This is a genomic window from Zunongwangia pacifica (assembly GCF_023499215.1).
Classification (GTDB): domain Bacteria; phylum Bacteroidota; class Bacteroidia; order Flavobacteriales; family Flavobacteriaceae; genus Zunongwangia; species Zunongwangia pacifica.
In genome coordinates this window covers 70,092-95,248 of sequence record NZ_JAKHSK010000003.1, presented here as the reverse complement: position 1 = coordinate 95,248, position 25,157 = coordinate 70,092, and the positions used below count along the sequence as shown (strand labels likewise).

The 25,157-nt window shown below is 34.9% G+C and carries 27 protein-coding genes; 14 read left to right on the top strand and 13 right to left on the bottom strand.

Annotated features, from left to right (window positions below; translation table 11 throughout):
• Positions 1-24: 24 nt before the first annotated feature.
• From L1967_RS03135 to L1967_RS03125, 3 genes are all read left to right on the top strand, one after another.
• On the top strand, positions 25-630 hold the full coding sequence (locus L1967_RS03135; protein WP_249600264.1) for a superoxide dismutase family protein: 606 nt from the start codon (positions 25-27) through the stop codon (positions 628-630).
• A gap of 99 nt (positions 631-729) precedes the next feature.
• Positions 730-1,260, top strand: a complete 531-nt coding sequence (locus tag L1967_RS03130) for an RNA polymerase sigma factor (protein WP_249600263.1) — start codon at positions 730-732, stop codon at positions 1,258-1,260.
• A complete protein-coding gene (locus L1967_RS03125; RefSeq protein ID WP_249600262.1) occupies positions 1,260-2,066 on the top strand; it encodes an anti-sigma factor in 807 nt (268 codons plus the stop codon). Before L1967_RS03130 ends, L1967_RS03125 begins: the two co-directional genes overlap by 1 nt.
• Before the next feature lie 365 nt (positions 2,067-2,431).
• On the opposite strand, the gene L1967_RS03120 is transcribed toward L1967_RS03125, so the two are convergent.
• The 6 genes from L1967_RS03120 to L1967_RS03095 form a co-directional block, all read right to left on the bottom strand.
• Entirely contained in the window at positions 2,432-3,184 is a 753-nt protein-coding gene (locus L1967_RS03120) for a LytR/AlgR family response regulator transcription factor (RefSeq protein ID WP_249600261.1), read from the bottom strand.
• 9 nt (positions 3,185-3,193) lie between these two features.
• Entirely contained in the window at positions 3,194-3,490 is a 297-nt protein-coding gene (locus tag L1967_RS03115) for a 2TM domain-containing protein (protein WP_249600260.1), read from the bottom strand.
• An 11-nt stretch (positions 3,491-3,501) separates the two neighbouring features.
• A complete protein-coding gene (locus L1967_RS03110) occupies positions 3,502-4,833 on the bottom strand; it encodes a 2TM domain-containing protein (protein ID WP_249600259.1) in 1,332 nt (443 codons plus the stop codon).
• A 150-nt stretch (positions 4,834-4,983) separates the two neighbouring features.
• Positions 4,984-5,604, bottom strand: a complete 621-nt coding sequence (locus tag L1967_RS03105; protein ID WP_249600258.1) for a hypothetical protein — start codon at positions 5,602-5,604, stop codon at positions 4,984-4,986.
• Between the two features lie 100 nt (positions 5,605-5,704).
• Complete coding sequence (locus L1967_RS03100; RefSeq protein ID WP_249600257.1) at positions 5,705-7,867, bottom strand: TonB-dependent receptor; 2,163 nt, start codon at positions 7,865-7,867, stop codon at positions 5,705-5,707.
• 157 nt (positions 7,868-8,024) lie between these two features.
• Positions 8,025-9,332: an NAD(P)/FAD-dependent oxidoreductase gene (locus L1967_RS03095; protein ID WP_249600256.1), complete on the bottom strand. Its 1,308-nt coding sequence runs from the start codon at positions 9,330-9,332 to the stop codon at positions 8,025-8,027.
• Between the two features lie 123 nt (positions 9,333-9,455).
• On the opposite strand from L1967_RS03095, the gene L1967_RS03090 reads away from it, so the two are divergent.
• Positions 9,456-9,950, top strand: a complete 495-nt coding sequence (locus L1967_RS03090) for an RNA polymerase sigma factor (protein WP_249600255.1) — start codon at positions 9,456-9,458, stop codon at positions 9,948-9,950.
• A gap of 2 nt (positions 9,951-9,952) precedes the next feature.
• Positions 9,953-10,594, top strand: coding sequence for a hypothetical protein (locus L1967_RS03085; protein ID WP_249600254.1), 642 nt, complete (start codon positions 9,953-9,955; stop codon positions 10,592-10,594).
• Between the two features lie 36 nt (positions 10,595-10,630).
• Here L1967_RS03085 and L1967_RS03080 read toward each other — a convergent pair whose 3' ends face one another.
• Both L1967_RS03080 and L1967_RS03075 read right to left on the bottom strand, forming a co-directional pair.
• Positions 10,631-11,443, bottom strand: a complete 813-nt coding sequence (locus L1967_RS03080) for a lysophospholipid acyltransferase family protein (RefSeq protein ID WP_249600253.1) — start codon at positions 11,441-11,443, stop codon at positions 10,631-10,633.
• A 100-nt stretch (positions 11,444-11,543) separates the two neighbouring features.
• Positions 11,544-12,182: an NUDIX hydrolase gene (locus L1967_RS03075; RefSeq protein ID WP_249600252.1), complete on the bottom strand. Its 639-nt coding sequence runs from the start codon at positions 12,180-12,182 to the stop codon at positions 11,544-11,546.
• Here L1967_RS03075 and L1967_RS03070 point away from each other — a divergent pair.
• A complete protein-coding gene (locus tag L1967_RS03070; RefSeq protein ID WP_249600251.1) occupies positions 12,181-12,939 on the top strand; it encodes a peptidylprolyl isomerase in 759 nt (252 codons plus the stop codon). The genes L1967_RS03075 and L1967_RS03070 overlap by 2 nt on opposite strands.
• 133 nt (positions 12,940-13,072) lie before the next feature.
• Here L1967_RS03070 and L1967_RS03065 read toward each other — a convergent pair whose 3' ends face one another.
• Both L1967_RS03065 and L1967_RS03060 read right to left on the bottom strand, forming a co-directional pair.
• Positions 13,073-14,128 (bottom strand): flavin monoamine oxidase family protein, encoded by a 1,056-nt coding sequence (locus tag L1967_RS03065; RefSeq protein WP_249600250.1) that lies wholly within the window; start codon positions 14,126-14,128, stop codon positions 13,073-13,075.
• A 29-nt stretch (positions 14,129-14,157) separates the two neighbouring features.
• Complete coding sequence (locus tag L1967_RS03060) at positions 14,158-14,871, bottom strand: RDD family protein (RefSeq protein WP_249600249.1); 714 nt, start codon at positions 14,869-14,871, stop codon at positions 14,158-14,160.
• Positions 14,872-14,909: 38 nt separating this feature from the next.
• Here L1967_RS03060 and L1967_RS03055 point away from each other — a divergent pair, with 38 nt between their 5' ends.
• The 8 genes from L1967_RS03055 to L1967_RS03020 all read left to right on the top strand — a co-directional run bounded on the left by L1967_RS03055 (position 14,910) and on the right by L1967_RS03020 (position 23,236).
• Complete coding sequence (locus L1967_RS03055) at positions 14,910-15,875, top strand: stage II sporulation protein M (protein WP_249600248.1); 966 nt, start codon at positions 14,910-14,912, stop codon at positions 15,873-15,875.
• The gene (locus L1967_RS03050) at positions 15,865-16,728 is read left to right on the top strand and encodes a glycerophosphoryl diester phosphodiesterase membrane domain-containing protein (protein WP_249600247.1); all 864 of its coding nucleotides are present in this window, start codon (positions 15,865-15,867) and stop codon (positions 16,726-16,728) included. The genes L1967_RS03055 and L1967_RS03050 overlap by 11 nt, the downstream gene beginning before the upstream one ends.
• Positions 16,725-17,540, top strand: a complete 816-nt coding sequence (locus tag L1967_RS03045) for a DUF4129 domain-containing protein (RefSeq protein ID WP_249600246.1) — start codon at positions 16,725-16,727, stop codon at positions 17,538-17,540. Before L1967_RS03050 ends, L1967_RS03045 begins: the two co-directional genes overlap by 4 nt.
• Entirely contained in the window at positions 17,533-18,765 is a 1,233-nt protein-coding gene (locus tag L1967_RS03040) for a DUF4350 domain-containing protein (RefSeq protein ID WP_249600245.1), read from the top strand. Before L1967_RS03045 ends, L1967_RS03040 begins: the two co-directional genes overlap by 8 nt.
• 146 nt (positions 18,766-18,911) lie before the next feature.
• Positions 18,912-19,925: an AAA family ATPase gene (locus tag L1967_RS03035; RefSeq protein ID WP_249600244.1), complete on the top strand. Its 1,014-nt coding sequence runs from the start codon at positions 18,912-18,914 to the stop codon at positions 19,923-19,925.
• Positions 19,926-19,927: 2 nt separating this feature from the next.
• Complete coding sequence (locus L1967_RS03030) at positions 19,928-21,256, top strand: DUF58 domain-containing protein (RefSeq protein WP_249600376.1); 1,329 nt, start codon at positions 19,928-19,930, stop codon at positions 21,254-21,256.
• Between the two features lie 359 nt (positions 21,257-21,615).
• Positions 21,616-22,044, top strand: a complete 429-nt coding sequence (locus tag L1967_RS03025) for a DUF2141 domain-containing protein (RefSeq protein ID WP_249600243.1) — start codon at positions 21,616-21,618, stop codon at positions 22,042-22,044.
• 229 nt (positions 22,045-22,273) lie between these two features.
• The gene (locus tag L1967_RS03020; RefSeq protein ID WP_249600242.1) at positions 22,274-23,236 is read left to right on the top strand and encodes a LysR substrate-binding domain-containing protein; all 963 of its coding nucleotides are present in this window, start codon (positions 22,274-22,276) and stop codon (positions 23,234-23,236) included.
• A 60-nt stretch (positions 23,237-23,296) separates the two neighbouring features.
• Here the strand turns inward: L1967_RS03020 and L1967_RS03015 are convergent, their stop codons facing one another.
• The 3 genes from L1967_RS03015 to L1967_RS03005 all read right to left on the bottom strand — a co-directional run bounded on the left by L1967_RS03015 (position 23,297) and on the right by L1967_RS03005 (position 24,956).
• Entirely contained in the window at positions 23,297-23,494 is a 198-nt protein-coding gene (locus L1967_RS03015) for a hypothetical protein (protein ID WP_249600241.1), read from the bottom strand.
• A 132-nt stretch (positions 23,495-23,626) separates the two neighbouring features.
• The gene (locus tag L1967_RS03010; RefSeq protein WP_249600240.1) at positions 23,627-24,427 is read right to left on the bottom strand and encodes a TIGR00266 family protein; all 801 of its coding nucleotides are present in this window, start codon (positions 24,425-24,427) and stop codon (positions 23,627-23,629) included.
• A 67-nt stretch (positions 24,428-24,494) separates the two neighbouring features.
• The gene (locus tag L1967_RS03005; RefSeq protein ID WP_249600239.1) at positions 24,495-24,956 is read right to left on the bottom strand and encodes a DUF4442 domain-containing protein; all 462 of its coding nucleotides are present in this window, start codon (positions 24,954-24,956) and stop codon (positions 24,495-24,497) included.
• Positions 24,957-25,157: the final 201 nt, after the last annotated feature.

Below are 25,157 nucleotides of genomic sequence, written 5' to 3'. Positions count from 1 at the left end.
AATTGTAAAACCAATCACTAAATTATGAAACGTATTAGCTTACCGCTACTTTTTTGTGCTACACTTTTTATAACAAGTTGTAAAAACGAGAAAAAAGAAAGTGATAGTACTGAATTAGAAGAGCAAACAACAGAGATGAGTTCAGATTCCAGCGAAATGGAAGCTGATTCTGATTCAAAAGAAATTGTGGTTACACTAGAGCCTAAAAGTGACAGCAATCTTTCTGGGGAAGTAGTTTTTACTCAGGAAAATGGTGAAGTTACTATGGAAGCTACTATCATGGGACTTTCTGAAGGTAAACATGCTATTCATATTCACCAAAAAGCAGATTGTTCTGCGGCAGATGGTACTTCAGCAGGTGGTCACTGGAATCCTACCAATGAGCCTCATGGTAAATGGGGATCTGAAGAGGGATACCACAAAGGTGATATAGGAAATTTTGAAGTAGATGCTTCAGGAAAAGGAACTATTACAGTAACTACAGATGAGTGGTGTATAGGATGTGGTGATGATACTAAAGATATCGTTGGTAAAGCCATTATCGTACACGACGGTGTAGACGATTTTACTTCTCAGCCCTCAGGTGCTGCTGGTACCCGTGTAGGATGTGGAGTTATAGAAATGAAATAATTTGGGGCTAAAAAACCTAAAATTCGAAATAAAAGCAGCTAATTAATTAGCTGCTTTTATTTTTTTATCTATTTTTAAATAAACTAACCCTTAAATTTTATGCAGCAGGATGCCTTAATTGTAGAGCTACAAAAAGGAAATCAAAAAGCGTTTGAGCGTATTTACCAGCTATATTCTGAAAGTACTTACGGTATTATTTTTAGTATTATTGGTGAAAAAGATATCGCCGAAGAGGTTTTACAGGATGTATTTATGAAAATATGGGAAAATGCCAAATCCTATGATTCCAGCAAAGGCCGTTTTTTTACCTGGATCCTTAATATTGCCAGAAATGCTTCAATAGATAAAATTCGTTCTAAAAGTTTTAAAAATAAAAAACAAAACCTCGCTGCAGATAATTTCGTAGATATACTGGAATCAAAAACAAATTTTAGTGCTACCATAGATGCTATAGGATTAAAAAAATATATCGAAGTTCTAAAACCTGTTTGTAAAAAGTTAATCGACCTATTATTTTTCAAAGGTTATACTCAAAAAGAGACCGCTGATGAATTAGAAATGCCACTGGGAACGGTAAAAACCAGAAACAGAGCCTGTATCAATAAATTAAGAGAAATTGTAGGAAACTAATGGCTAAAATAGAAGATTACATATCGTCAGGTATTTTGGAACTTTATGTTTATGGTGCCCTTAGCGAAACAGAGAGTCGTGAGGTTACTAAAATGCTTAAAGAATATCCCGAAGTTGAAAAAGAAGTAGAGGAAATTGAAGACGCACTTCAAAAACTGGCAACCGGCCTTGCACCTTATAACCCTGAAGCTTTATTAGCATCATTAAAATCTAAATTAAAGCCACATCCAGCTGTGAAAGTAATTACGCCGCAAAGTTCTTACCGCACCAAATGGGTCACTTATATTGGATGGGCTGCAAGTATCGTATTACTAATCGGCATGTTCTTTTTATTCCAGCAAAACAGCGCATTAAGACAATCGTTAAGCGAAGCTGAAACAAAAAATAGTATTATAGAACAACAAATTGCAGATATTAGAGAAGATGCTGAAAATGCAAAACAAATTTTAGCAACATTAAGAGATCATAATATTTCGAGAATCCCATTAAAGGGACAAAATGCAGCTCCAGATGCTTATGCTACGGTATATTGGAATGATAATGATAATACCACGTATATTGATGCACTTGGTTTACCAGAACCACCAAGAGGTATGGTATATCAGGTATGGTCTTTAACAATGCAACCACTAACCCCAACAAGTATTGGTTTATTAGACGGTTTTGATGAAGAGGAAACTAAAATATTTACGTTACCAAATGCTAATAAATCTGAAGCTTTTGGTATTACCCTAGAGCCCGAAGGTGGTAGCAAATCTCCAACTATGGAACAGCTTTATGTATTAGGTACCGTAGCAGCTCCTTAATGCATCAAAAAATATATGAAATTAAAAGAAACTGTCTAAAAATATCCAGAGAAGTCATTCTGAATTCATTTCAGAATCTCATCATACAGATTAAATTATATGAGAACCTTAGACAATTCATGGGGGCTATTTTGACTGGAACGAATCGGTTGCATTTAATCTCGATTATCGATTAAAAATGAAAGGCCTGTAAAACAAGCCTTTCACCTAACCAACCAAAAAAATCAAAAACTCAAATCAGAAATTCGACCAAAAAACGATTCAAGTTAAAAGGCTTATTAACCGCCTTTCAATTATATTTACGAAAAGAAGTTTTCTTCGGTTTTAAAAAATTGGAGTCTTAACATTTTTTATAATTTCTACCCTTAAGAAATCCAGTTTTTAAAATCTTTTACGCGTTCCCGGCTCACGATAATCTGAAATTCGTTAAAATTGGTGAGCTTTAATTCCAATCTCGAATTGGTATAGGAAATAATATCTTTAATTGCTTTTAAGTGTACAATACACTTTCTATTAATTCTAAAAAACTGATTGGGATCCAGCTCTTTTTCCAACTGCTCTAAAGAAGTATCCATCAAATATCCCCTACCCTCATTATTTTGAATATAGGTGGCTTTATTTTCAGAATAAAAGCAAACACTATCATCTACCTCTATAATTTTAAGATGCTGTCCCACCTGAATGGTAAATCTGGATTTATAAGTACTGGAAGGGGAAAGCTGAAGCAAATTTCTAAAATCGTCTACATTTAATTTTACCGATTTTGACTGATGGGTTTCTTCAAATTTTTCTATGGCATCATCCAGCTCTTCATCATCAATAGGTTTTAGTAAATAATCTACGCTATTCAATTTAAAAGCCTTTAAAGCATACTCATCATAGGCTGTTGTAAAAATAATGGCGCTTTTTACTTTTACGGTTTCAAAAATTTCGAATGAGAGTCCATCACTAAGCTGAATGTCCAGAAATATAAGATCTGGATGCTCATTTTTAGAAAACCATGCAATACCCTCGGCAACCGAATGTAGCATGATTTCTACCTCTAATCCTTTTTTATTCAGAAGACGGTTTAATCGTCGTGCGGCGGGTTTCTCGTCTTCAATAATTACTATTCTCATGTACAAATTTTATTCCCAGCGTTGTGGATCATGATCCTGGTTCATGTATTCATTGATTTTTCGCTCTTCCCAATCCTTACTAAACATTGGGTTTTTATCGAAAGCTTTTAAATAATCGAAAGCAAGGCCAATCCCCCAACCAAATAGAACCCACAAAAACCAGGGATATTTTAAATCTATGGTGTACCAATTAATACCAAACAATAGCAGATTTACTACGATAAACACCATTAAATGGGTGTAGAAATCCTTCATTTTTTGCACTTTTTTTCGTGCTTCAAGATATTTTTCTTCTGAATTTTTCATGATCGTTGGTGTTAGTCTTCTTTATTGATAATCTCTTTAATTTTACGTTCTTCCCAATCCCTTCCTAAAAACGGACTATAATTGAAAGCAGCAAATCCATGGAATAGCAATCCCAGTCCCCAACCTAGCGCAGGAAAAACCACCCATATAAAATCTGTTGTAAGGTAATTGAAAACCGCCAAAACGGGGATGATAATGCAATAAGAGGTTAAATTTCCATAAAATTCTTTTTCTTTATTTACACGCTCTTTTGCCTGTAAATATCTTTCGTTATCAATAGTTTTCATTTTTTCAGATTTTAGGGGTTTTACATGTTTGGTTTGTTTAGTGAGTAAAGGAAGGCGTACCATAAATTCATCTTCGGTTTTAATAATTTCCATGGTCCTTTTGGTAAGCAGATTATAACGCTCTTTAATATTTACCAGTCCTACCCCACTCCCATTTTTTAAAATTTCTTTAGGTTGTAGATTGTTTTTAACCACCAACATCTTATCGGCTTCGTAAATAGTAATGACTAAAGGAGATTCTGGTGTTATTTTATTATGTTTTACAGTATTTTCTAACAATAACTGTAGGGAAAGTGGTACCACTTTAGCTTCTGGATTTATCAGTTCTTTTGGGAAATTATAAATTATGGAATCTTCAAAACGCATTTTTAAAAGATTCATATACACTTTAGCAAATTTCAGTTCTTCTTCTACCGTTACCAGTTCTTTGCTTTTTTGCTCTAAAACATAGCGATACACTTTAGATAGAGAGCCGGTGAATTTTTGAGCCATCTCAGGATCTTCATCAATTAATGAGCTTAGCACGTTTAAACTATTAAAAAGAAAATGAGGATCAAGCTGATTTTTAAGGGCATCGAATCTTGAAGTTGCTGTTCCCGCAATAATTTTTTGCTCTTTTACCCTTTCTTCCTGCGAGGCTTTAAAAAAATACACTAAATGGAAAAACAGGGAAATACAGGTACTAAACAACAGCGGGAATAAATAGGTACGTAATTCTTCTTTAGAAAAAAATTCAGATACGCTATAAACCGGATCTATTATGGTTAAATGCACCATACGGCATAAAAAATAGGCAACTAAAGTAACCAATATCGACCCGATGGTAGAGAGCAATAATTTACGAACGCCGGTATTTTCCCAGCCAACAAATTTCTCGAATGCCATAGAAAACAACACATTCACTATGGTTAAAATAAAGCTATAAAAAAGGTAAATTCCTATCGTGTTAATACTTTTCATCTCCTTAAGCTCGAAATTATGGGCTGCCGCATCCAAAAGAATAACGAGAACGGAAACTATAAGACCTATTTTTAATATTTTTAAAATCGTTTTCATAAGAATATTATTGCTCTTTAAAAATACTATAATTTCAACTACTCGATAATCGAAATTAGATGTTGTGAGCCCGATAGCCATCGGGATGTCTCATTTTATAAATATATTGTTCAAATTAAATGCTTCAAAACGTACCCTTAGGTATTTCTCTTAATTTTTACAGTTTTCCAGTGCTTTTACGGCCTGCTCTTTTCCCCAGTTTGGATAAAATGGCGTATCGTTTTCAAATTCATCAAATAAAGTGATAGAAGCTTCAATCTCTTTGCAAATTGGTGCGGTATCTTTTCCAAAAAACGTTGCTCCACCCAGATCAAACTGTGCTTTTTCGAATTTAACCCGTGGATTTTTTGGTTCTAGCTTTTCAGCCTTTGCATAAATCTCATTAATTTTCGGCATATATTTTTGTCCGTTGGTCATAGGGTTTTGAGTAATTTTCACCGTATAAATTAACGCTTCAAGCACTAAAAGCTCTGCATTTTCTTCGGTTTTCAATAAGGCCGATTGTAAGGCGGTTTCTGCTTTTTTAAGCTGGTTTTCTAACACTTTTTCATCTTTAGTACCAAAGGCCGCTGTGGTATTTACCAGGCCTAAATAATAATCAGGTATCCAGTTTTCCTGTTCTACAGCAGCAACACGCTCAAAAATAGCGCTTGCTGTTTCAACATTTCCTTTTTCCCAGGCTTGCATTGCTTTTTGCATGGCTTCTTCGTAATTCTGGGCAGATAAGGCTTCAGAAATTGTAAGTAAAAATAAAATAATAACTGTTTTCATCTTTTAATTGATTTATTAGTGGTGTAAAATTGGATAAATAAAGGCTGCTTTTAAATAATAGCTTACCGAGTTGTCGAATTTTAATACCGAATTGTATTTTTTAAAGTTGATCTAACTGATTTCGGTTTTTATTATCACTTATGGTCCAAAAGAATCCTACAAAGAAAAACCTGTCGGCCGTTGGTCGAATCGCTTTTGCGGTATAATTTCCTGACGCATTTGGTGTATTCGAATAATCGTAACCAAACACATTTTTAGTCCCCAATAGGTTTGAAACCGATACGTAAAGAATTTGCTGCTTACTTAACAAATAGGCCCAATTGAAACTAAGATTATGATACGATTTGGTTTTTGCTGCCATAAAATCTGAAGTATTGGGATTGTTATACGGCCTGCCTGAATTAAAATTGTAAGTAAAACCAGCCTGACTGCGTAAAGACTGAATCCAATATTTACTAACAACAGATAAATTATGATTTGCCACAAAATTTGGCGTGACTTTCTCTGGATAGTTTTGATATTTCCTTTCTGAATCGATAAAAGAGTACGAAACCCAATAATCAAGGTTTTTAAAATGTCCGTCCCGCCAAAAAATATCGATTCCCTTGGCGTAACCAGACCCCGCATTGCTAAAATTAGAATTATAAGTAATTTCATTACCCGTATAGGTTAACAGATCCTGATATTCTTTAAAATACGCTTCTGCTCTTAAAGTGGTTGAGGTTTTTGAAAATTGATAATTAAGGATGTAATGTGTTGCTTTTTGCTGAAATAAATCCTGATTAAATTTTAAATAATCTTGTCCCGCTTGTTGTCTGAAATTTCCAAAAGCGGTTGAAATTTGCTGATTTTTATCTATTTTATACGCTAAAGATAAACGCGGGTTCACATAAACTTCTTCCAATAAAGCATCCTGTGTAGCTCTTAATCCTACTTTTGCGGCCAGATTTTGGGTGAAATAAATATCAGTTTCTGTAAATGCTGAAAACAACCCTGAAGTATAATTAGGTGTAAAATTTCCTGCTTCAGATTGATAAGATTGTTCAAAATCGGTATTAAAATATTCAGCTCCAAAATTCAGCTTTATTTTATCGGTAAACCTTTTGCTCAGTTTGGCTTTAACATGAAAGCTATTTTCGGTATCATCAACTAATTGGTCATTCTCTTCAGCATTAATATTGATATCATTTTGGCTATTTCCGTAGCTAATTCCGCCAAATAAATGCCATTTGTTCCCTAAAGAATGCTGGTAAGAAGTATTCACATAAAAATTATTGTTTTTTAAATCTACCGTTTGAGTAGTCCCATTGATAGGCTGTTCTACATTAAATGCAGAATGATCGTAAGCGGTATATACCTTTAATAGTCCGTTTTTAAATTGATTTCTAAAAACTGCTTCCCCGGCAATGGACTGGAAAGGTTTATCGAATTTTACGTTTTGATCGATTAAAGATTGATACGGCCCAAGATTAGCATAACTGGCATTCAAAGTAATCGAGCTTTTTTCCCAGTTTTTAGTTTTACCAATACCTAGTCCCAAACTCATAAAACTAAGTTCGGTATTATCTTCTTCAGCTTCATCCTGAGTATCCATCACCAAAACGCTAGACAATGCATTACCATATTCTGCACTATAACCACCGGTAGAAAAAGACATTCCTTTAAATAAATAAGGTGAAAATCGACCTCTGGAAGGGATATTTCTCACCGAAGCATTATATGGCTGTGCCACTCTTAACCCATCTACAAAAGTTTGGGTTTCGCTGGCATCGCCGCCACGCACAAATAAACGCCCGTCCTCACCCACACTTTGCGTACCCGGCAAAGTTTCTAACGCAGCAATAATGTTCCCAACGCTCCCTGCCGTGGTAACAATATCCAAAGGTTTTAAAACCGAAGCTTCTGAAGTGGTGCCCGCTTCAAAACTACCGGCATTGATGACTACAGCCTCTAAAGCATCAAATTTTTCTACAAGCGTAACTTGTAGATTTTTGAAATTAGTTATTTCGCCTGAAATTTCTTTTGTTTCAAAAGACAGAAACGAAATAACAAGGATGTGCATTCCGGTTTCTTCAGAAGTAAAATTAAAATGACCATTTTCATCTGAAATAGCGCCATCATAAGTTCCCTTTAAATAAATATTGGCTCCGGCTATAGGCTCTTGTTTTTTATTGGTAACTGTACCTGAGATTTCATGCTGCGCGTATGATACCTGCTGAATAAAAAGTAAAGCTAGTAAAGAAAAAAAGTAATTGAAGTTCATTTTTGTTCGATTTTATACTTCAAAAATGCTTTAGGAACTCCTCCTTCTATAAAAAAGAAAACCGAACTGTTATTTTTTAACGACCAATTGAAAAAACAAAACCCGAATCTCAGGATTCGGGTTTTTACAATTTCTTTTTTCTGTCTTTCTTATGTTACTAAATCTTTTTCTGATCGGCTTCAAGGTTTTCTCTATTCGACTTAAACGGCCTAATAATAAGACGTGCTGCACGATCAAAATTAATGTAATTATACACCCAATTACAAAAGGTCACCAGCCTGTTTCTAAAACCAATTAAAAACCAAAGATGTACAAACATCCATATAAACCAGGCAAAAAAGCCACCAAAAGTAGATTTTCCTATATCTACAACGGCTTTATTTCTACCCACCGTAGCCATACTTCCTTTATCAAAATAATTAAATGGCTCTAATTGTTCTCCTTTAAAGATTCGCTTTAAATTTTTTGCTAAATGCCTTCCTTGCTGGATCGCCGGCTGTGCTACCATAGGATGACCTCTTGGATATTCTTCGGTTTTCATTACAGCGATGTCTCCAATGGCAAAAATATTTTCGTAACCATTTACCTGATTAAAAGCATTTACTTCGTAACGATTAGCCTTTTCGATTAACGCTGATGCGTTTAACCCTTTTACCGGTGCCCCGGTTACCCCGGCAGACCATACTAAGGTTTCTGTTTTTAAAGTAAGATCGGTATTGGTGGTTACCAAATGCCCGTCATAACTTTGCACCATTGTATTTAAGTGAATTTTTACTCCTAAGTCTTCTAAAAACTTTTGTGCCTTTTCTGAAGATTTTTCGCTCATTGGCGGCAATACCCGATCTAAACCTTCCAGCAAGTGAATATTCATTTCTGCGGGATTAAGGTCTGGATAATCCTTAGGGACAATATTATTACGTAATTCGGCTATTGCACCGCTAAGCTCTACTCCGGTTGGACCTGCTCCTACCAGCACAAAATTAAGTAAGGCTTTACGCTTTTCGGGATCATTTTCAATTACCGCCTGTTCCAGATTTTCCAGGATAAGACTCCGTATATTCAAGGCCTGCGGGACTGTTTTCATCCACATGGCATTGCTCTCTACAGATTTATTGCCGAAGAAATTTGTTTTAGAACCCGTAGCGATCACCAGATAATCATAAACAATCTCACCAATACTGGTGTGTATAATTTGATTGTCTGCATCTATAGATTCTACTTCTGCATTTCTAAAAAAACAATTTTTTGAATTTCTCGTAATTTTACGAAGGGGGTAAGCTATCGAATCGGGTTCTAAACCTGCGGTTGAAACCTGATATAAGAGAGGTTGGAAAGTGTGATAGTTGTTGCGATCTATTAAGACCATTTGAACGTCTTCTTGTAACAACTTTCTTGCGAGGCCCATTCCGGCAAAACCTCCACCAATGATAACCACCCTGGGTAATTCTGTCCTGGGTATATTCATAACTATTGATTGAGACGCTAATTTACGGCTTATCCCACAAATAGTGGGCGCATTAACTTGAATTTAAAATAATTTGTAACATTTTATATTTTGCAGCTACTTACTAGTAGCTAACCTGTGATTGTGGATAAAGAATTAGAGCACCAGTTTGTTTCCAAATTAGAACGGCACCAGAATATTGCGCATAAAATCTGTAGGTTATATACGCACGATAGGGAGTCGCATAATGATCTATTTCAGGAAATTACCATACAACTTTGGAAAGCCTATCCAAAATTTAGAGGAGATGCCAAGTTTAGTACCTGGATGTACCGGGTAGCTTTAAATACCGCAATTACTTTATACCGCAAGAAAAAAAGAGGAATTAGAACCCAGGATTTCGATACTGTTCATTTTAAAATTAAAGCTGAAGAGTACGACGACGAAACCGAACAGCAATTAGGATTAATGTATAATGCCATAAAAGAATTAAACGATATCGAAAAAGCACTTGTTTTTCTTTATCTGGAAGACAAGAATTACAAAGAAATATCTGAAACTTTAGGGATAAGTGAGGTGAACGCCAGAGTGAAGATGAATAGAATAAAAACCAAACTTAAAAGTGTTTTAAATCCTTAACTATGGATGGATTAGAATTATTAAAAAAGAACTGGAAAAAACAGGAAGCAACACTTCCTAAAGTTTCCTATGACGAGATTTACCAAATGATCTGGAAAAGATCTTCTTCAATCGTTAAGTGGATCTTTATTATTAGTATTTGCGAATTTTCGATTGGCGTATTATTCAATCTCGTTGCCGCAGACGAAGAGTACTGGAATTCTTTAGAACAATTAGACTTAAAGGAAATAACCATGTGGGTTTATGGTATTAACTATTTAATTACGCTCTACTTTATGTTTAGGTTCTATATGAATTACAGACAGATAAACGCTACCAGTTCAGCCAAAAAATTAATGCAGGATATTATAAAAACCCGTAGAACCGTAAAATTTTACATTATGTATGTTTTAGTAGGTACAGCAATCACTGCACTGGCTTATACCTACTTAATAATTTATCATCATATTGAAGATACCAAAGTGAGCGATAGTAGTGCTTATGTTTTTGATGCTTTAGACTGGCTTAAATTTACCGGAATTATCTTTGCTGCTTTAGCCGCGTTTTTAGGGATCTTATGGTTGTTTTATCGTGTAATCTACGGTATCTTATTAAAACGGTTAAAGAGAAACTATATGCAGTTAAAGAATTTAGACTGCGATTAGACACCTATTAATATAATTCTGAATTATAAACGCTGCTTATTCTTCTTTATAAGAATAGCGGCGTTTTTCATTTAGATGCTCTATTTCCTCTAATTCTTCCGTTGGGATTACTTTTAGGAACGAAGAATGCTGCTCGATGGCATATTCAATTTTTCCTACAATATCATCTACACTATCATTTTCATAATCTATTTCCAAAGGCTCTTTAACCTGAAAAGATTGTAAAATTCCGCGTTTTTTAATGCGCAAGCCTTTTTTATCAAAAGAACGTCTAAAACCATCGATAACTATGGGTACAACAATAGGTTTATATTGTTTAATAATATGCGCGGTTCCCTTTCTTATGGGTTTAAAAGGCGTTGTAGTTCCCTGCGGAAACGTAATTACCCAACCATCGTCTAAAGCCACCCCAACATTTTTAGAATCGTCTGGGTTTACTTTTCGTTGCACATCCTGACCTTTAGAGCGCCATGTTCTTTCTACTTTAATGGCGCCGGCATAAGCCATAATTCTTGCCAGTAAACCGGCTTTCATGGTCTCTTTGGCCGCCACATAATAAATATTCATTTTGGGCTGCCAGATATATCCTATATTTTTAATACTATCTACCCTACCGCTAAGGCTGGCGTTAAATACATGAAACATCGCTACGACGTCTGCAAAATAAGTTTGATGGTTAGAAACAAATAACACCCCGGTATCCGGTAGATTTTTAATAATTTCTGATCCTTCTATGCTTAATTCATTAAAACCTCGATAGCGTCTGTGCGTCATTAATCCGAATAAACGAATAAGCCATTTTTTTAAAAATAATATATGTCCAAATGGATTTTTTCTTAATAACCCCATAATTTTCCTGCTCTATTTATCGTCACCAATCCTTTTACTCAAGAATCTTCAATTTCAGCTTAAATTTTTATGAAAACTCGCAAATATAGGTATTCTAATTTTATAATATTTCCCGTAACATGTCTCTAAGCTCCCCTAACATCATTCCTGTTGCTCCCCAAACCACCTGATCGTTTAGTAAAAATGCCGGTACATCGATATTCTTCATATAAGAAGTGCTTAGATTTCTGGTGACAAAATTATTTTCATCTAAAAAATCATCAAGTTTCACTTCTAAGATATCTTCAACCTCAGATTCTTGCGGGATAAGAACGGGGGTTTCTTGCAAAATGCCTACAAAAGGATGCACCCAAAAATTACTGGGCGGAATATACAATTTCGATAATCCACGAATCACTTTTATTTTTTCCTGTGGTATACCAACTTCCTCTTCGGTTTCCCTAAGGGCCGTTTCCTGTAGATCGCGGTCCTCCATTTCTACCCTACCACCTGGAAAACCAATTTGATTAGAATGTACGCCTTTATAGGTTTTACGTAAAATTAACACAAAATAAGTTTGATCGTTCTTAGGATAAAAAACGGCCATAACCCCAGCCTGATTGGTCTTTTTTACAGAAAAATCTATTTTTTTAAGTTCCTTAACCCTAATAGAAGGAGCTAATTTGTTATGCGCAGCCTCGCCAGGAAGTTCTATTTTTTTTAAATTTGAAATTCTATTTTTAAACTCGAAAAAATCCATGTTTAAACGTGTATCTGTAATCGCAATATTGGTTGTTAGTATTTTCGCAAGTTGTGAAGATAAGAAAACTTCAAATGATAATAATTCAGAAAATACTTCAAAAGCAGTTAAAAGTAGTACAAACAATGCGGATTCAGCAAAAACTCAAATAGATTCAGCTAGAATTAAAAAAGAGGAAGCAAAAGCGCTAACCGAAAAAGATACCGCATTTCCTATACCACAGGAAAAATTAATTCCGTTTCTAACCGAATACGGAAAAAGAAATCCTGAAAATAAAGTCCGTATCACTACCAGTTTTGGTGCTTTTGAAGTCACTTTATATCGAAACACGCCATTGCACCGCGCTAATTTTATCATGCTGGTAAAAAATAATTATTTTGATAATACCTACTTTCACCGTGTAGCACCAAATTTTGTAATCCAGGGTGGAAATTCAGACAACGCATCTACCAACGAAAAACGTTATGCTATTGGTAATTATTTAATCCCAAATGAATTAAGTGCGGGGCACACCCATGTACGTGGAGCATTTTCTGCCGCTAAATATGCAGAGCAAAACACCAGTAAAGCTTCCAGTCCGTTTGAATTTTTTGTGGTTTTAAATCCCAATGGAGCGCATCATCTGGACAACGAACATACCGTTTACGGTTACGTTTCTAAAGGCATGGATGTCGTTGATAAAATTTCTAAAGTTAAAACCGGCCAATCGGAATGGCCTATCGATAATATCGAAATGAAAGTAGAACTTATTGATTAAGTTTTTAATTGATCTCATCCCACTTTACTAATTTTAAAAACTTCAGAAAAAACCGGGAAGGTTTGCCTTGGAAACCTTCCCGGTTTTAAGACATTCCCTTATAGGGATCGTGAAATCCCCCTTTAACGAAGCACTATACACCTAAGCTATTAAAAACCCGATGTGCCGATTGGATGGCTCCTTCCATATACCCCGGAAATTCGTTAGCAGTTTCTGTTCCGCAGAAAAAAAGTTTATGATCTAAATAGGAATTTTGAAATATTGGATGCCCGTTATTTTGATGCGGTTGCTGATAGTTGCCCTTTCCATCTCCTATAAATTCATTAACCCAAACTTTATCATTATAGGTTATAAAATCTAGGGCTTTATCTCCTAATAGTTGCTGTAACTGTTCTAAAACCAATTTTTTACGGACTTCAAAAGTATATGAAGCTGCGCCACTATTTAAAAAACCTGTGAACCCAAATTTATCTTTTTCAATATTGGTGTGGTCATACATTTCAGAAACAATTCCAGAATGGCTAAACAACATACCACTATACCCGTCTTCTCGCCAAAATGCATTTTTGTATTCTACCACAAATTTAATCGATCCTTCCATCCATGTCTGTACTCTGGGCAGAATTGTAGTGACTTCTTTGGGTAATTCTGGTGTGAATTTTATTGGCGATATCAGCTTTGGCGGCAAACAAAAAATAAGCTGATTTGTTATATAATTTTGCCCATCTTCGGTTTTAAGGTGTAACTCTTTCCCTAGTTCATTTACTTCTACTAATCTTGAATTTAGCTTGATAGTATCTGAATTTAATTTCCTTGCTAATGCATCGGTTAATTGCTGTGTTCCTCCAGCAATTCGATAGGAAGGAGCTTCAGCTTCAGGTACATAAAATTCTTGTGGCGGCTCAAAAGATTTCGTCTGAAAAAGTGATTTTCCTCTAGAGAACTGTGGATATTTTTCAATATTAAGCTCCTCTAAAAACTGTATTAATCTTGGGTGCATGTTAGAAAACCATGTTGCGCCTAATTCTAAAGGCGTTTCTAAAGTTCCTTTAATTGTTTGTATCCTACCACCTACGCGATCTGATGCTTCTAAAATTAACACTTCCACATTATGTTTGGATAATAAATAACCCAATGTTAAACCGCTTAAACCTGCACCAACAATCACTATTTTATAATTCTGCGCCATTATTCTTAATTTTATTTAGATAACATCCCCTACAGCTGCGTAAAATAATTATAATCTTCAATAACCTGTTTTATAAAAGCCATAGGTTTTTCCTCAAATTTTACTCCTAGCACATTCCCTATTTTTTCTGCCAGGGCAATGATTACATCATGCCTGCCCTTTAATCTGGCATTTCTATAAATTTCCTTGATATCCTGCACATCACTGTCTTTTAACACCGTTACCTGCGAATATTTAGGCACATAACCTTCAGGAATTTCAACAGCCAGTGTATTTGCCAAACTTACTTTTCTTTTTTCAGAAATCACGGTAGTTTTCGCCGCCATGTCCCCCAAGCGTTGTCCTTTACCATTCAGCAAAATAGTAACCACTGCAATATTACCACTCCCAATACTTATATCAATTGTTCGTAACAGCCATCGTATTAAATAATTTGAAAAAGCAGGACGAGACCCGTCTAATTTTACCACTCTAATTTTTAGTGCGGCTTTTCCTGGCGTTTTTCCACCCCAAAATGTTTCGAACAATAAATAATAAAGCAAAAGTGGTAAACCAATGATCACATAAAATACCATTTCGCCAAAACCATCGACATCAAGACCAGCCAGTAAAAGCATAGAAATGATCGAATAAAAGATCATAATAAAAAAATCTATCATAAAAGCTAAAATTCGATCTCCGATAGAGGCCGAATTTTGTTGAATTCCGATATTTTGAGCGGTTTCAATTTGAAAATTATCCATTAAATATGTTTCTTTGAGGATCTAATTTAATCCTGAATATGCGCGAGGCTGCTTTTGTGAAGCAAAATAAAGATAAATGGCTAAAATTTGAAAGTCTCCTGAAAAATAATACAAATATTTCTCCAGACGAACTTTCAGCTTCTTACGTAGAAATTACAGATCATTTAAGCTATGCGAACACTTTTTATCGCGGCAGTAACACGGCTAAATACCTAAACGACTTAGCATCACATGCGCATCGAAAAATCTACAGAAACAAAAAAGAGTCGAAAAATAAATTCGTTTTATTTTACACTAAAGAGTTTCCACTGTTTTTTTATCAATATCAAAAACAATTACTATTCAGTTTTATTGTCTTTGTTTTATTTGCGATTATTGGAGCTTACTCGGCCGCAAATGACGATAGTTTTGTAAGAGCTGTTCTTGGTGATGCCTATGTAAATTCAACCTTAAATAATATTGAAAACGATGATCCTATGGCGGTTTATAAACAGGCATCAGAAACCGATATGTTTTTAGGGATTACCATTAATAATGTTCGGGTGGGCTTAATGGCCTTTACATTTGGGGTACTGGCAGGTTTGGGAACGCTTATTGTAATTATGCAAAATGCGATTATGCTGGGCTCATTTCAGTATTTCTTTTACGACAAAGGATTATTATGGGAATCGGCACGAACCATTTGGATTCATGGTACCATAGAAATTTCGGTGATTATTATTGCAGCTTGTGCTGGCCTTGTTGTGGGACGCAGTATTTTATTCCCTAAAACCTATAGCAGACTACAATCGTTTGTCACCGGAATTAAAGACGGACTAAAAATCGTGATTTCTACCGTTCCTTTTTTTATTATTGCAGGTTTTTTAGAAGGATTTGTAACCAGACATACTGAAATGCCAGATGTACTGGCTATTTTAATAATAAGTTTATCATTAATGCTAATCGTGTGGTACTATGTTCTCTTACCACATCGTTTACATAAAAAAATTGTTGATGGAAAATAATATTTTCAGGTTTAGAAAAACCCGTGATTTTGGGGAATTAATAAGTGATACCTTTAAGTTTTTACGCGAAAATGGCAAAAGCTTTCTACGTATCAATTTTAAAATTTGCGCTCCTTTTTTAATTGCGCTAATTTTAACCAATGCCTATTATACCTATGCAACATTAGGCCTGGGATTTGAAAGTTATTCTAACTTCACTGGTTTTTTAATCCCTGCCTTAATAAATTTAATTGCTATTGTGATCTATATTACGGCGCTTTATCTAAGTGTTTTTAATTACATAAAATCGTATGTCGCCAATAATGGTGTAGTAAGCGAAGATGATGTTAAAAACGGACTTAAAAGCGACCTGGGAAATGGTATTGCGATCAATATAATTTCTGGTATTTTAATTTTTACCGGTCTTATGTTTATATTAATTCCCGGTATCTATCTTGGTGTAGTGCTCACCTTAGCTTTACCTGTTTTGGTTTTTGAACAAAAAGGAATTAGTGATACCATTTCATCCTGCTTTCAGTTAATTAAAGACAACTGGTGGTTTACCTTTGGTGTACTTATCGTTTTTGGGATCATCATGTATATTATCAATATTGTTTTCCAGATGCCAATGATCATTTATATGATTGTTGAGATGATTTCTGGGATAGATGCCGGTGTAGAATCTATGGCACAAAGTATACAAAGTAAAGATCCAGTATTAATGATCTTAACCATCTTGGCTTCTATCGCCCAGTATTTACTTTATATTATTACACCAATTTTTATAAGTCTTATCTACTTTAATTTACACGAAGAAAAAAACTTTACGGGTACTTTTGAAAGTATTGATAAGTTGGGTGAAGATCGAGTATGAGAGTAATACTATATTTTCTTTTAATCCTGAATTTTAATTTTGCGTTAGCGCAGCAGGAAACTATTGCCAAATCTGAAGTTGATGAGCGTGCTGAATTGCCTTCTAAAACTGAAGAAAATTTAGTGGAACAACAACCTGAAGTTAAATACGATAAAGCAGATCATCTTACCCCTGTTGTATTTAAGACTTCAAAAATTGAAAAACTTAAAAAAGACCAGGATTTTAATTATCTAAAAGAAGAACAACAAAAAACCTGGTGGCAAGAGTTTAAAGAGTGGATGAATCAGAAATACCAGCGATTTATACGCTGGTTATTTGGTGATTATGATGCCGGTAGTTTTTTTGGCTTTATCATCCAGTTACTGCCCTATCTTCTTCTAATTGGTCTTATTTGTTTAATAATCTGGCTATTTACCAGAATGAATCCCGGTAAAAATATACTTCAGCAACCACAAACGGCTACCGTACATTTAGATGATGAAGAAGAAATTATCCAGAATGCCGATATCCCGGCATTAATAAAAACAGCAATCGAAAATGGCCAATATCGAATGGCCGTACGTTATTATTACCTACAGGCATTAAAAGAACTCGATATTAAAAATTTTATCGACTTTGAAACGCAAAAAACCAACAATGATTATATTTCAGAAATTAATAATGCGCAATTAAACAATCTTTTTAAGAAGGTTACCCGCATTTACAATTTCATCTGGTATGGCGATTTTCAGGTCTCAAAGGAAGATTTTTCATTGGCCGAAAAAGGTTTTTCAGCATTAAACATAAGCATTAAAAACACCAAAAATGAGTAGATTTTATAAAATTTCGCTTGGTGTTTTAATCTTCTTGGTAGCTTTTCTAGCCTATTTAGAAGCCATAGAGCCAACACCTATAAACTGGTATCCCAGTTATGCAAAACAGGATAAAATTCCACTTGGCACCTATGTATTTTACGAAAACTGGAAAGAAAGTAATCCAGAATATTTTGAGGAAATTAATATCCCCCCTTTCGAATTTTTAAGTGACAGCACTAAAATTAAAAACGGATCTTATTTCTTCCTGAATAATTATGTGAGTTTTGATGAAGATGAACTGAACAAATTACTCGCCTGGGTAGAAAAGGGAAATACCGCTTTTATCGCTTCAGACGTTTTTGGAGAACCATTTTTAGATACCCTCAAACTAGAAACCAAACCCTACAATAAAAAGATCCAGAATAAGGTGACATTTATTCCTGAAACCGAATTGGAGCTGGTAAACCCAAATTTCGATCAGGAAGGGCCTTTTGAAGTTCCGCATGAATTTAGCTCTATTTATTTCAGCAAAATAGATACGTTAAAAACGACGGTTTTAGGCACCGTAAAATACGATGATGATACCTTAAGCGAGCCCCAAATTAATTTTATTGAAACCGAATTTGGTGACGGAAAAATCTTTATGCACAGCACACCCGAGGCTTTTGGTAATTATTTTATGCTGAAAAAAAACAATTTTCAATATGCCCAAAATATTTTAGCGTACATCGACCAAAATCAACCTATCTATTGGGATAATTATTATAAAACCGGGAAAGGACAACCTACAAGCCTGCTGTATGTTATCATGCAAAATAAAGCTTTAAAATCGGCGTATTACTTAATGATCCTGGCCTCTTTGTTATTTATTATTTTTGAAGGAAAACGAAAACAACGGGCAATTCCCGTAGTAAAACCGCTAAAAAATCAGTCATACGAATACACGCAAACTATTGCCGATCTTTATCTGGAACAAAAAAAGGTCGACGAATTGACCCAAAAAAGAATTCAGCATTTTAAAGAATATATTCGTACCGAGATGAAACTTGATCCTGATAAAAAGCAAGATCAATTTTATATCATATTGGCCGATAAAACCGGGAATAGCATCGAATTTGTAGAAGAACTATTTAAAAATATCGAAGTGGTAAGCCATAAAAAAGCGACCGCTCAGGATTTTGAAAATATAAGCAAAGGCATTTATAAATTTAAATATGCCAATGCGCCAAAAGAAAAAATATAGCCCGATTTTCGATAAAATGGGCTTAAAATATTAATTAAAGTAAACGATCTAAGGACAGGCCACTAAGGTAATTACTGAAATATTATTTTTCATTTCGAGGCCAGCCTCACAGCATTTAATCTCGGTTATCGAGTAAAACTAAACCAATGGAAGAACAACACATACACCCCGAAAACGACGAAAATAAAGAGCTTAATTTTGATGTCCGCATTCCGCTGGAAGAATTAAAAACATCAGTAGAAGATTTAAAATCTCAACTTTCTAAGATTATCGTTGGGCAAACCGACTTTGTAGAATTATTGATTGTGGGTTTACTTTCTAATGGCCATGTGCTTATCGAAGGTGTTCCCGGTGTGGCAAAAACCGTAACCGCCAAGCTGTTTGCAAAATGCCTGCAAACCGATTTTAGCAGGATTCAGTTTACGCCAGATCTTATGCCCAGTGATGTTTTGGGAACTTCGGTTTTAAACATGAAAACCTCAGACTTTGAGTTTAAACCAGGGCCTGTATTCTCGAATATCGTCCTAATCGACGAGATTAACCGTGCACCGGCAAAAACCCAGGCCGCACTTTTTGAGGTCATGGAAGAACGCCAGGTAACCATCGATGGAAAGCGACACCAGTTACAGGATCCTTTTATGGTTTTAGCCACTCAAAATCCCGTGGAACAAGAAGGAACTTATGCCTTACCTGAAGCACAGTTAGACCGTTTTTTATTTAAAATTGAAGTCGATTATCCAAAACTGGAAGAGGAAATTGATATTCTTAAAGGTCATAATGAAAGAAAAGGCGCTAAACCTGAAGCCAACATCGTCCCTATTCTTTCTCCTGAAAAATTAAAAGAATTAAAAACCCAGATCTTCGATATTAAAATTGAAGAAAAACTGTTGCATTATATTGCCGAACTGGTAAGTAAAACCCGCCAGCATGCGCATCTTTATTTAGGAGCTTCACCAAGAGCATCCATTGCAATTATGAACGCCGCTAAAGCTTTTGCAGCAATCGATGGCCGTGATTTTGTAATTCCAGAGGATATTAAAAAATCGCTAAATCCGGTTTTGGGGCACCGAATTATCCTTTCTCCAGACCGAGAGATGGAAGGCATGAAAACTCGTGACGTTATTCAAATGATTAGTCAATCTGTAGAAATCCCACGATAGTGATTAAATTTCTTAAATCTTTATATTTAACCAGGCGTTTTTTTTACGTTATCGCCGCAATTGCGCTGCTTTTTCTAATCTCGTTTTGGATCCCGATGATTTATCCTATCCTATGGGTGATATTAGTGATTTTAAGCATCGTTTTAGTGATCGATATTATTGCGCTTTATCAAAGTAAAGGTTTAACTGCTCAACGAATTTTACCTGAAAAGTTCAGTAATTCAGATCTCAATTCGGTTAAAATTCAGATTAAAAATGCTTATTCTTTTAAAGTTTTTGCTGAAGTTATCGACGAGCTTCCCATTCAGTTTCAAAAAAGGGATTTTTTATATACCGCGGAAGTAGCTCCTGCCAAAAATATTGAATTTGAATATGAAGTTATCCCCTTACAGCGTGGTGAATACAAATTCGGAAAACTGAATATCTACGCACAAAGTATCCTGAAATTAGCTAAAATCAGGAAGGTTTTTGATGCTGAACAAACGGTAAAAGTTTATCCTTCGTTTATCCAGATGAAAAAACTGGATTTTCTAGCCATTGATAACCGAATTTCACAAGCCGGACTCAAGAAAATACGCCGACTTGGCCATACCATGGAATTTGAGCAGATTAAAGAGTATGTAACCGGTGACGATGTGCGAACCATTAACTGGAAAGCTACGGCCAAACATCGAAACCTGATGGTGAATCAGTTTCAGGATGAAAAAGCACAGCCGGTATATTCAGTAATCGATACGGGCCGAGTGATGAAAATGCCTTTTGAAGGTCTTAGTTTACTGGATTACGCCATAAATAGTAGTCTGGCTTTTTCGAATATCGCCCTACGAAAGAAAGACAAGACCGGAATGATAAGTTTTTCTGCGAAAATCGAAAAAATCCTAAAAGATTCCTCTAGGATGAGTCAGTTACAACGCATCATGGAGAGCCTGTATAACATCAATACCGATTTTAAAGAATCTGATTTTGGTAGTTTGTATGCCGGTATTAACCGGTTTATTACGCATCGCAGTTTATTGATGTTATATACCAACTTTGAGCATCCATCGGCTTTAGAACGACAACTTCCCTATTTAAAAGCCATAAATAAACGCCATGTCTTGGTGGTAATCTTTTTTGAAAATACTGAAATTACCAGACTCTTACAGTCTCGACCTGAAAATCTGAGTGAAAGTGCACACCAGGGGATTGCTGAAGAATTTAACCAGAATAAAGTGAAAATGGCTAAAGAATTACAGCGACATGGTATCCAAACCGTGCTTACCAAACCTAAAGATCTAAGTATAAATGCCATTAATAAATACCTTGAAATTAAAGCCCGTGGCTTGATATAGGTATTTATAGCATATTGGATTGTTGGTATCTCTATATTGATTATCTGTAATTTGTAATAATTCGTTGTTTTCGTCATTCCAGTCCCGATAGCTAGCTATCGTGGAGACCGGACGGGCATGTTTAGGGTGACCATACCTCATTATCATCTATTGCGGACATTCAATATTTATAAAATTAAAATAGATTTCCCAATTCGTTCCTCCACCCAAATAACAATCCAGATTATTTTAAACTATTAACTCAAAACTAATCCTAAAACAATTCGGCGGTAAAATTCTACAATTCGGTAAACTGTTTCCTTTAAAGCTATAGTTCTTTCCTACTTTTAAAGTATTCAAATAACTAAAACCAATTAAATATGAGAACTTTAGCTGTTATTTTTGCCTTTTTTATTTCAGGATTTGTTGCTAACGCACAAAAAACTACAAAAGATGCTACCGGAACAATTTCTATAGCACTAGAAAATATAACCAGTGATAATGGAAAGATTGTTTACGGAATTTATACTGAAGATAGCTTTATGAAAAAACCAGTTTTTTCTAAAACTGCTAAAATAAAAGATGGAAAATCTGTAGTAACTTTTACTGATATCCCAACGGGAGAATATGCGGTAATTTGCTATCATGATAAAAACGATAACGACAAAATGGATTTTGAAACCAATGGTATGCCACAGGAAGATTATGGGATTTCCAATAATAAATTAAATCCTTTTGGACCACCGGTATGGAATGATGGTAAATTTAGTTTTGATGGTAGCGAGAAACTGGTTACTATTCGATTGTAACAACTAAGAATTCAACTTTTAAACCCGCATTTAGTAAACTAATTGCGGGTTTAAAGTATAGACAAACTTTAGTTTTTATTCGTTTTCAATAGAAAAAACTAATATATTTGTATTTCGTTTTAAGATGAAATTATTTCATTTTTTATTTTGAGAAATCCCGATCCCGATAGTTATCAGGACGTGATCGTAACATTTAATCTCGATTAGCGAGTAAATATCGACATAGATTATGACTATAACCCAATTACATTATGTTTTGGCTGTTGCAGAGCATAAAAACTTTACAAGAGCTGCACAAAAAGTATTTGTTACGCAACCTACTTTAAGTATGCAAATACAAAAGCTTGAGGAAGAGCTAGACGTTCTTATTTTCGATCGTAGTAAAAAGCCCATTGAGCTTACTGAAACCGGAAAGAAAATTGTTACTCAGGCTAGAAATATTGTAAATGAAAGCGATCGTATTCAGGATATCGTAGATCAACAAAAAGGCTTTATTGGTGGTGCTTTTCGTTTAGGTATTATCCCTACGATAATGCCCACATTACTACCTATGTTTATCAATAATTTCATTAAAAAATACCCAAAAGTAAAACTTCAAATCGAAGAATTACATACTGAAGCAATTATTGAAAAACTAAAAGAAGGGCATCTAGATGCCGCAATCGCTGCAACACCTTTAAATATTGAGGGCATAAAAGAAAACGTATTGTATTACGAACCTTTTGTTGGTTATATCCCACCAAGCCATCGTTTACACAGCGAATACAAAATAGATGTAAAAGATCTGGATATTGATGATATCTTATTACTACAGGATGGGCATTGTTTTAAAGATGGGATCATCAATCTATGTAAAACGGTAAAATCTAGCGAAGACGAACATTTTAGACTACAAAGTGGTAGTTTTGAAACCCTCATTAAACTTTCTAACGAAGGTTTGGGAATGACGTTGTTACCATATCTTCATACTTTAGATCTTTCAGAAAAGGATAAGAATAATTTAAAAATGTTTAAAGATCCTGTACCGGCAAGAGAAGTTAGTTTAATCTATAATCGTAGCGAATTAAAAATGCAGATCATCGATGCCATGCGTAAAGTAATAGCATCTGTAGTAAAAGGGGCGATAACTTTCCAAAATGTAGAAATTATAAGTCCTACCCAGCATAAAAATAAAAAAGAACTACACTATTAAATAGTGATATTTATTCAAAGAAAAAGCGGCTTATAGCCGCTTTTTAAATTTCTTATCATGTTAAGGATTTAAATAAATTAAGCATTGATTTAGTTCCGGATTCTGTTTGGTAAGTGCTTCGACCCAAATCTTAAGTTCCTCGATTTCATGAGGTAATAATCTAGAGATCGCTTTTTTAACTTCCTTACAGAATAATGTTGCATCAAAACTAACCTTATCTAGGATAGTTTTGGTGTATTCAAACATCGCTCTCGCCATAATTTGATACTTATTTAATTATTAGTTAGGTGAATTTAAAAAATGTAAAATTTCTCTATAGGCTGCGATTTAATCCATCTAAATATAGAAAATTTTCACATTTAAACCACATCTAAACAAATCTTTAACATTTTAAAACCGGTTATCGCCGCTTAAGATATCCCCTATTCCACCTAAAATACTTCCTTCCCCTTTATCTTTTCCTCCCGCTTGCGGTGCTGCCTGTAATACCCTGTTGGCTAATCGGCTAAATGGTAAAGATTGCACATAAACCACGCCCGGCCCGGTTAAAGTAGCAAAGAAAAGTCCTTCCCCACCAAAAAAGGTATTTCGAATTCCGCCAATAAATTCGATATCATAATTAACAGTTTGTGTGAATCCAATAATACAGCCGGTATCTACTTTTAACGTTTCTCCCATCGCCAGTTCTTTTCTGGCCATGGTTCCTCCGGCATGTACAAAAGCCATCCCATCACCTTCTAACTTTTGCATTATAAAACCTTCTCCTCCAAAAAATCCACGTCCCAGTTTTCGGCTAAATTCAATTCCTATAGAAACTCCTTTGGCTGCGCATAAAAATGCATCTTTCTGGCAAATAAACTTTCCGCCAAACTGCGTAAGATCAACAGGAATTATTTTTCCTGGATATGGTGAAGCAAAACTAATTTTCTTTTTACCCTGTCCCATATTAGAGAAGATGGTCATAAAAAGACTTTCTCCGGTAAGTAAACGTTTACCAGCTCCTAAAACCTTGCCTAAAAAACCTTCATTTTGCTTACTTCCATCACCAAAAATAGTATCCATTTTAATACCATTATCCATCATCATAAAATTGCCAGCTTCGGCAATAGCAGCTTCCTGTGGATCGAGCTCTAACTCGACATACTGCATTTCTTCTCCAAAAATTTCGTAATCTATCTCGTGTGAATTCATAAGTTCAGTTTTAATGATTTTATGTATTAGAAGTAGAAATCTTTAAATTGTTACAGGCTTTATAAGTTTATTTCTTTGTTTTTACTTTCACGGTCCATTCAAATTCGAATGTGGAAACCTCTACCCCATCTTCGTTCGTGCCTATAGATTTCATCCAAAAAGTTTGGCCTTCCCCGGTTTCTAAAGTTGCAGCAATGGCTTTATCAATTAAAGCCCCGTCTACACATTTAAACAGGATTTTACCCGTTGCTTTTTTGGTGAAAATCGATTTATTTTGAGCCACTAACATCGATATTGGTTGTTTTTGTGATTGAATTTTTGAAATCACCAAAGCTCCGGTACTCAGTTCAGCTGCCATAGCCTGCACCGCAAAATACATGCTTTTAAATGGATTTTGATTAATCCATTTATGCTTTACTCCCACACTACAATCTGTTTTAGAAATAGCTTTAACCCTTACACCACATAGCCATGCACTTGGTAATTTGAGCATTAAAAATTGATTGAGCTTCTTTGCACTTATTCCCATTGTTTCAATTATTTCCTTTAAAGGTATTTATTTTATTTCAAATCTCGTAGGAATCACTAAATCTTAATTAAATGTTAAATTTAAGTACTATGTTTTGCAAAATACCTTCTTTTAACCATATATTTGCATTAGAAATTAACTGGTATAGTAATTTCTAAATTTAATTAGTTAAAGATTATAGTATTTTATCAATCAAAAATC

Bases quoted from the DNA above. Each gene is read 5' to 3' on its own strand.
- L1967_RS03015 (WP_249600241.1), bottom strand. From the start codon at position 23,494: ATGGCGAGAGCGATGTTTGAATACACCAAAACTATCCTAGATAAGGTT.
- L1967_RS03130 (WP_249600263.1), top strand. From the start codon at position 730: ATGCAGCAGGATGCCTTAATTGTAGAGCTACAAAAAGGAAATCAAAAA.
- L1967_RS03100 (WP_249600257.1), bottom strand. From the start codon at position 7,867: ATGAACTTCAATTACTTTTTTTCTTTACTAGCTTTACTTTTTATTCAG.
- L1967_RS03025 (WP_249600243.1), top strand. From the start codon at position 21,616: ATGAGAACTTTAGCTGTTATTTTTGCCTTTTTTATTTCAGGATTTGTT.
- L1967_RS03135 (WP_249600264.1), top strand. From the start codon at position 25: ATGAAACGTATTAGCTTACCGCTACTTTTTTGTGCTACACTTTTTATA.
- L1967_RS03040 (WP_249600245.1), top strand. From the start codon at position 17,533: ATGAGTAGATTTTATAAAATTTCGCTTGGTGTTTTAATCTTCTTGGTA.
- L1967_RS03005 (WP_249600239.1), bottom strand. From the start codon at position 24,956: ATGGGAATAAGTGCAAAGAAGCTCAATCAATTTTTAATGCTCAAATTA.
- L1967_RS03085 (WP_249600254.1), top strand. From the start codon at position 9,953: ATGGATGGATTAGAATTATTAAAAAAGAACTGGAAAAAACAGGAAGCA.
- L1967_RS03045 (WP_249600246.1), top strand. From the start codon at position 16,725: ATGAGAGTAATACTATATTTTCTTTTAATCCTGAATTTTAATTTTGCG.
- L1967_RS03065 (WP_249600250.1), bottom strand. From the start codon at position 14,128: ATGGCGCAGAATTATAAAATAGTGATTGTTGGTGCAGGTTTAAGCGGT.
- L1967_RS03115 (WP_249600260.1), bottom strand. From the start codon at position 3,490: ATGAAAAATTCAGAAGAAAAATATCTTGAAGCACGAAAAAAAGTGCAA.
- L1967_RS03110 (WP_249600259.1), bottom strand. From the start codon at position 4,833: ATGAAAACGATTTTAAAAATATTAAAAATAGGTCTTATAGTTTCCGTT.
- L1967_RS03105 (WP_249600258.1), bottom strand. From the start codon at position 5,604: ATGAAAACAGTTATTATTTTATTTTTACTTACAATTTCTGAAGCCTTA.
- L1967_RS03125 (WP_249600262.1), top strand. From the start codon at position 1,260: ATGGCTAAAATAGAAGATTACATATCGTCAGGTATTTTGGAACTTTAT.
- L1967_RS03095 (WP_249600256.1), bottom strand. From the start codon at position 9,332: ATGAATATACCCAGGACAGAATTACCCAGGGTGGTTATCATTGGTGGA.
- L1967_RS03120 (WP_249600261.1), bottom strand. From the start codon at position 3,184: ATGAGAATAGTAATTATTGAAGACGAGAAACCCGCCGCACGACGATTA.
- L1967_RS03010 (WP_249600240.1), bottom strand. From the start codon at position 24,427: ATGAATTCACACGAGATAGATTACGAAATTTTTGGAGAAGAAATGCAG.
- L1967_RS03050 (WP_249600247.1), top strand. From the start codon at position 15,865: ATGGAAAATAATATTTTCAGGTTTAGAAAAACCCGTGATTTTGGGGAA.
- L1967_RS03055 (WP_249600248.1), top strand. From the start codon at position 14,910: ATGCGCGAGGCTGCTTTTGTGAAGCAAAATAAAGATAAATGGCTAAAA.
- L1967_RS03075 (WP_249600252.1), bottom strand. From the start codon at position 12,182: ATGGATTTTTTCGAGTTTAAAAATAGAATTTCAAATTTAAAAAAAATA.
- L1967_RS03080 (WP_249600253.1), bottom strand. From the start codon at position 11,443: ATGGGGTTATTAAGAAAAAATCCATTTGGACATATATTATTTTTAAAA.
- L1967_RS03070 (WP_249600251.1), top strand. From the start codon at position 12,181: ATGTTTAAACGTGTATCTGTAATCGCAATATTGGTTGTTAGTATTTTC.
- L1967_RS03060 (WP_249600249.1), bottom strand. From the start codon at position 14,871: ATGGATAATTTTCAAATTGAAACCGCTCAAAATATCGGAATTCAACAA.
- L1967_RS03035 (WP_249600244.1), top strand. From the start codon at position 18,912: ATGGAAGAACAACACATACACCCCGAAAACGACGAAAATAAAGAGCTT.
- L1967_RS03020 (WP_249600242.1), top strand. From the start codon at position 22,274: ATGACTATAACCCAATTACATTATGTTTTGGCTGTTGCAGAGCATAAA.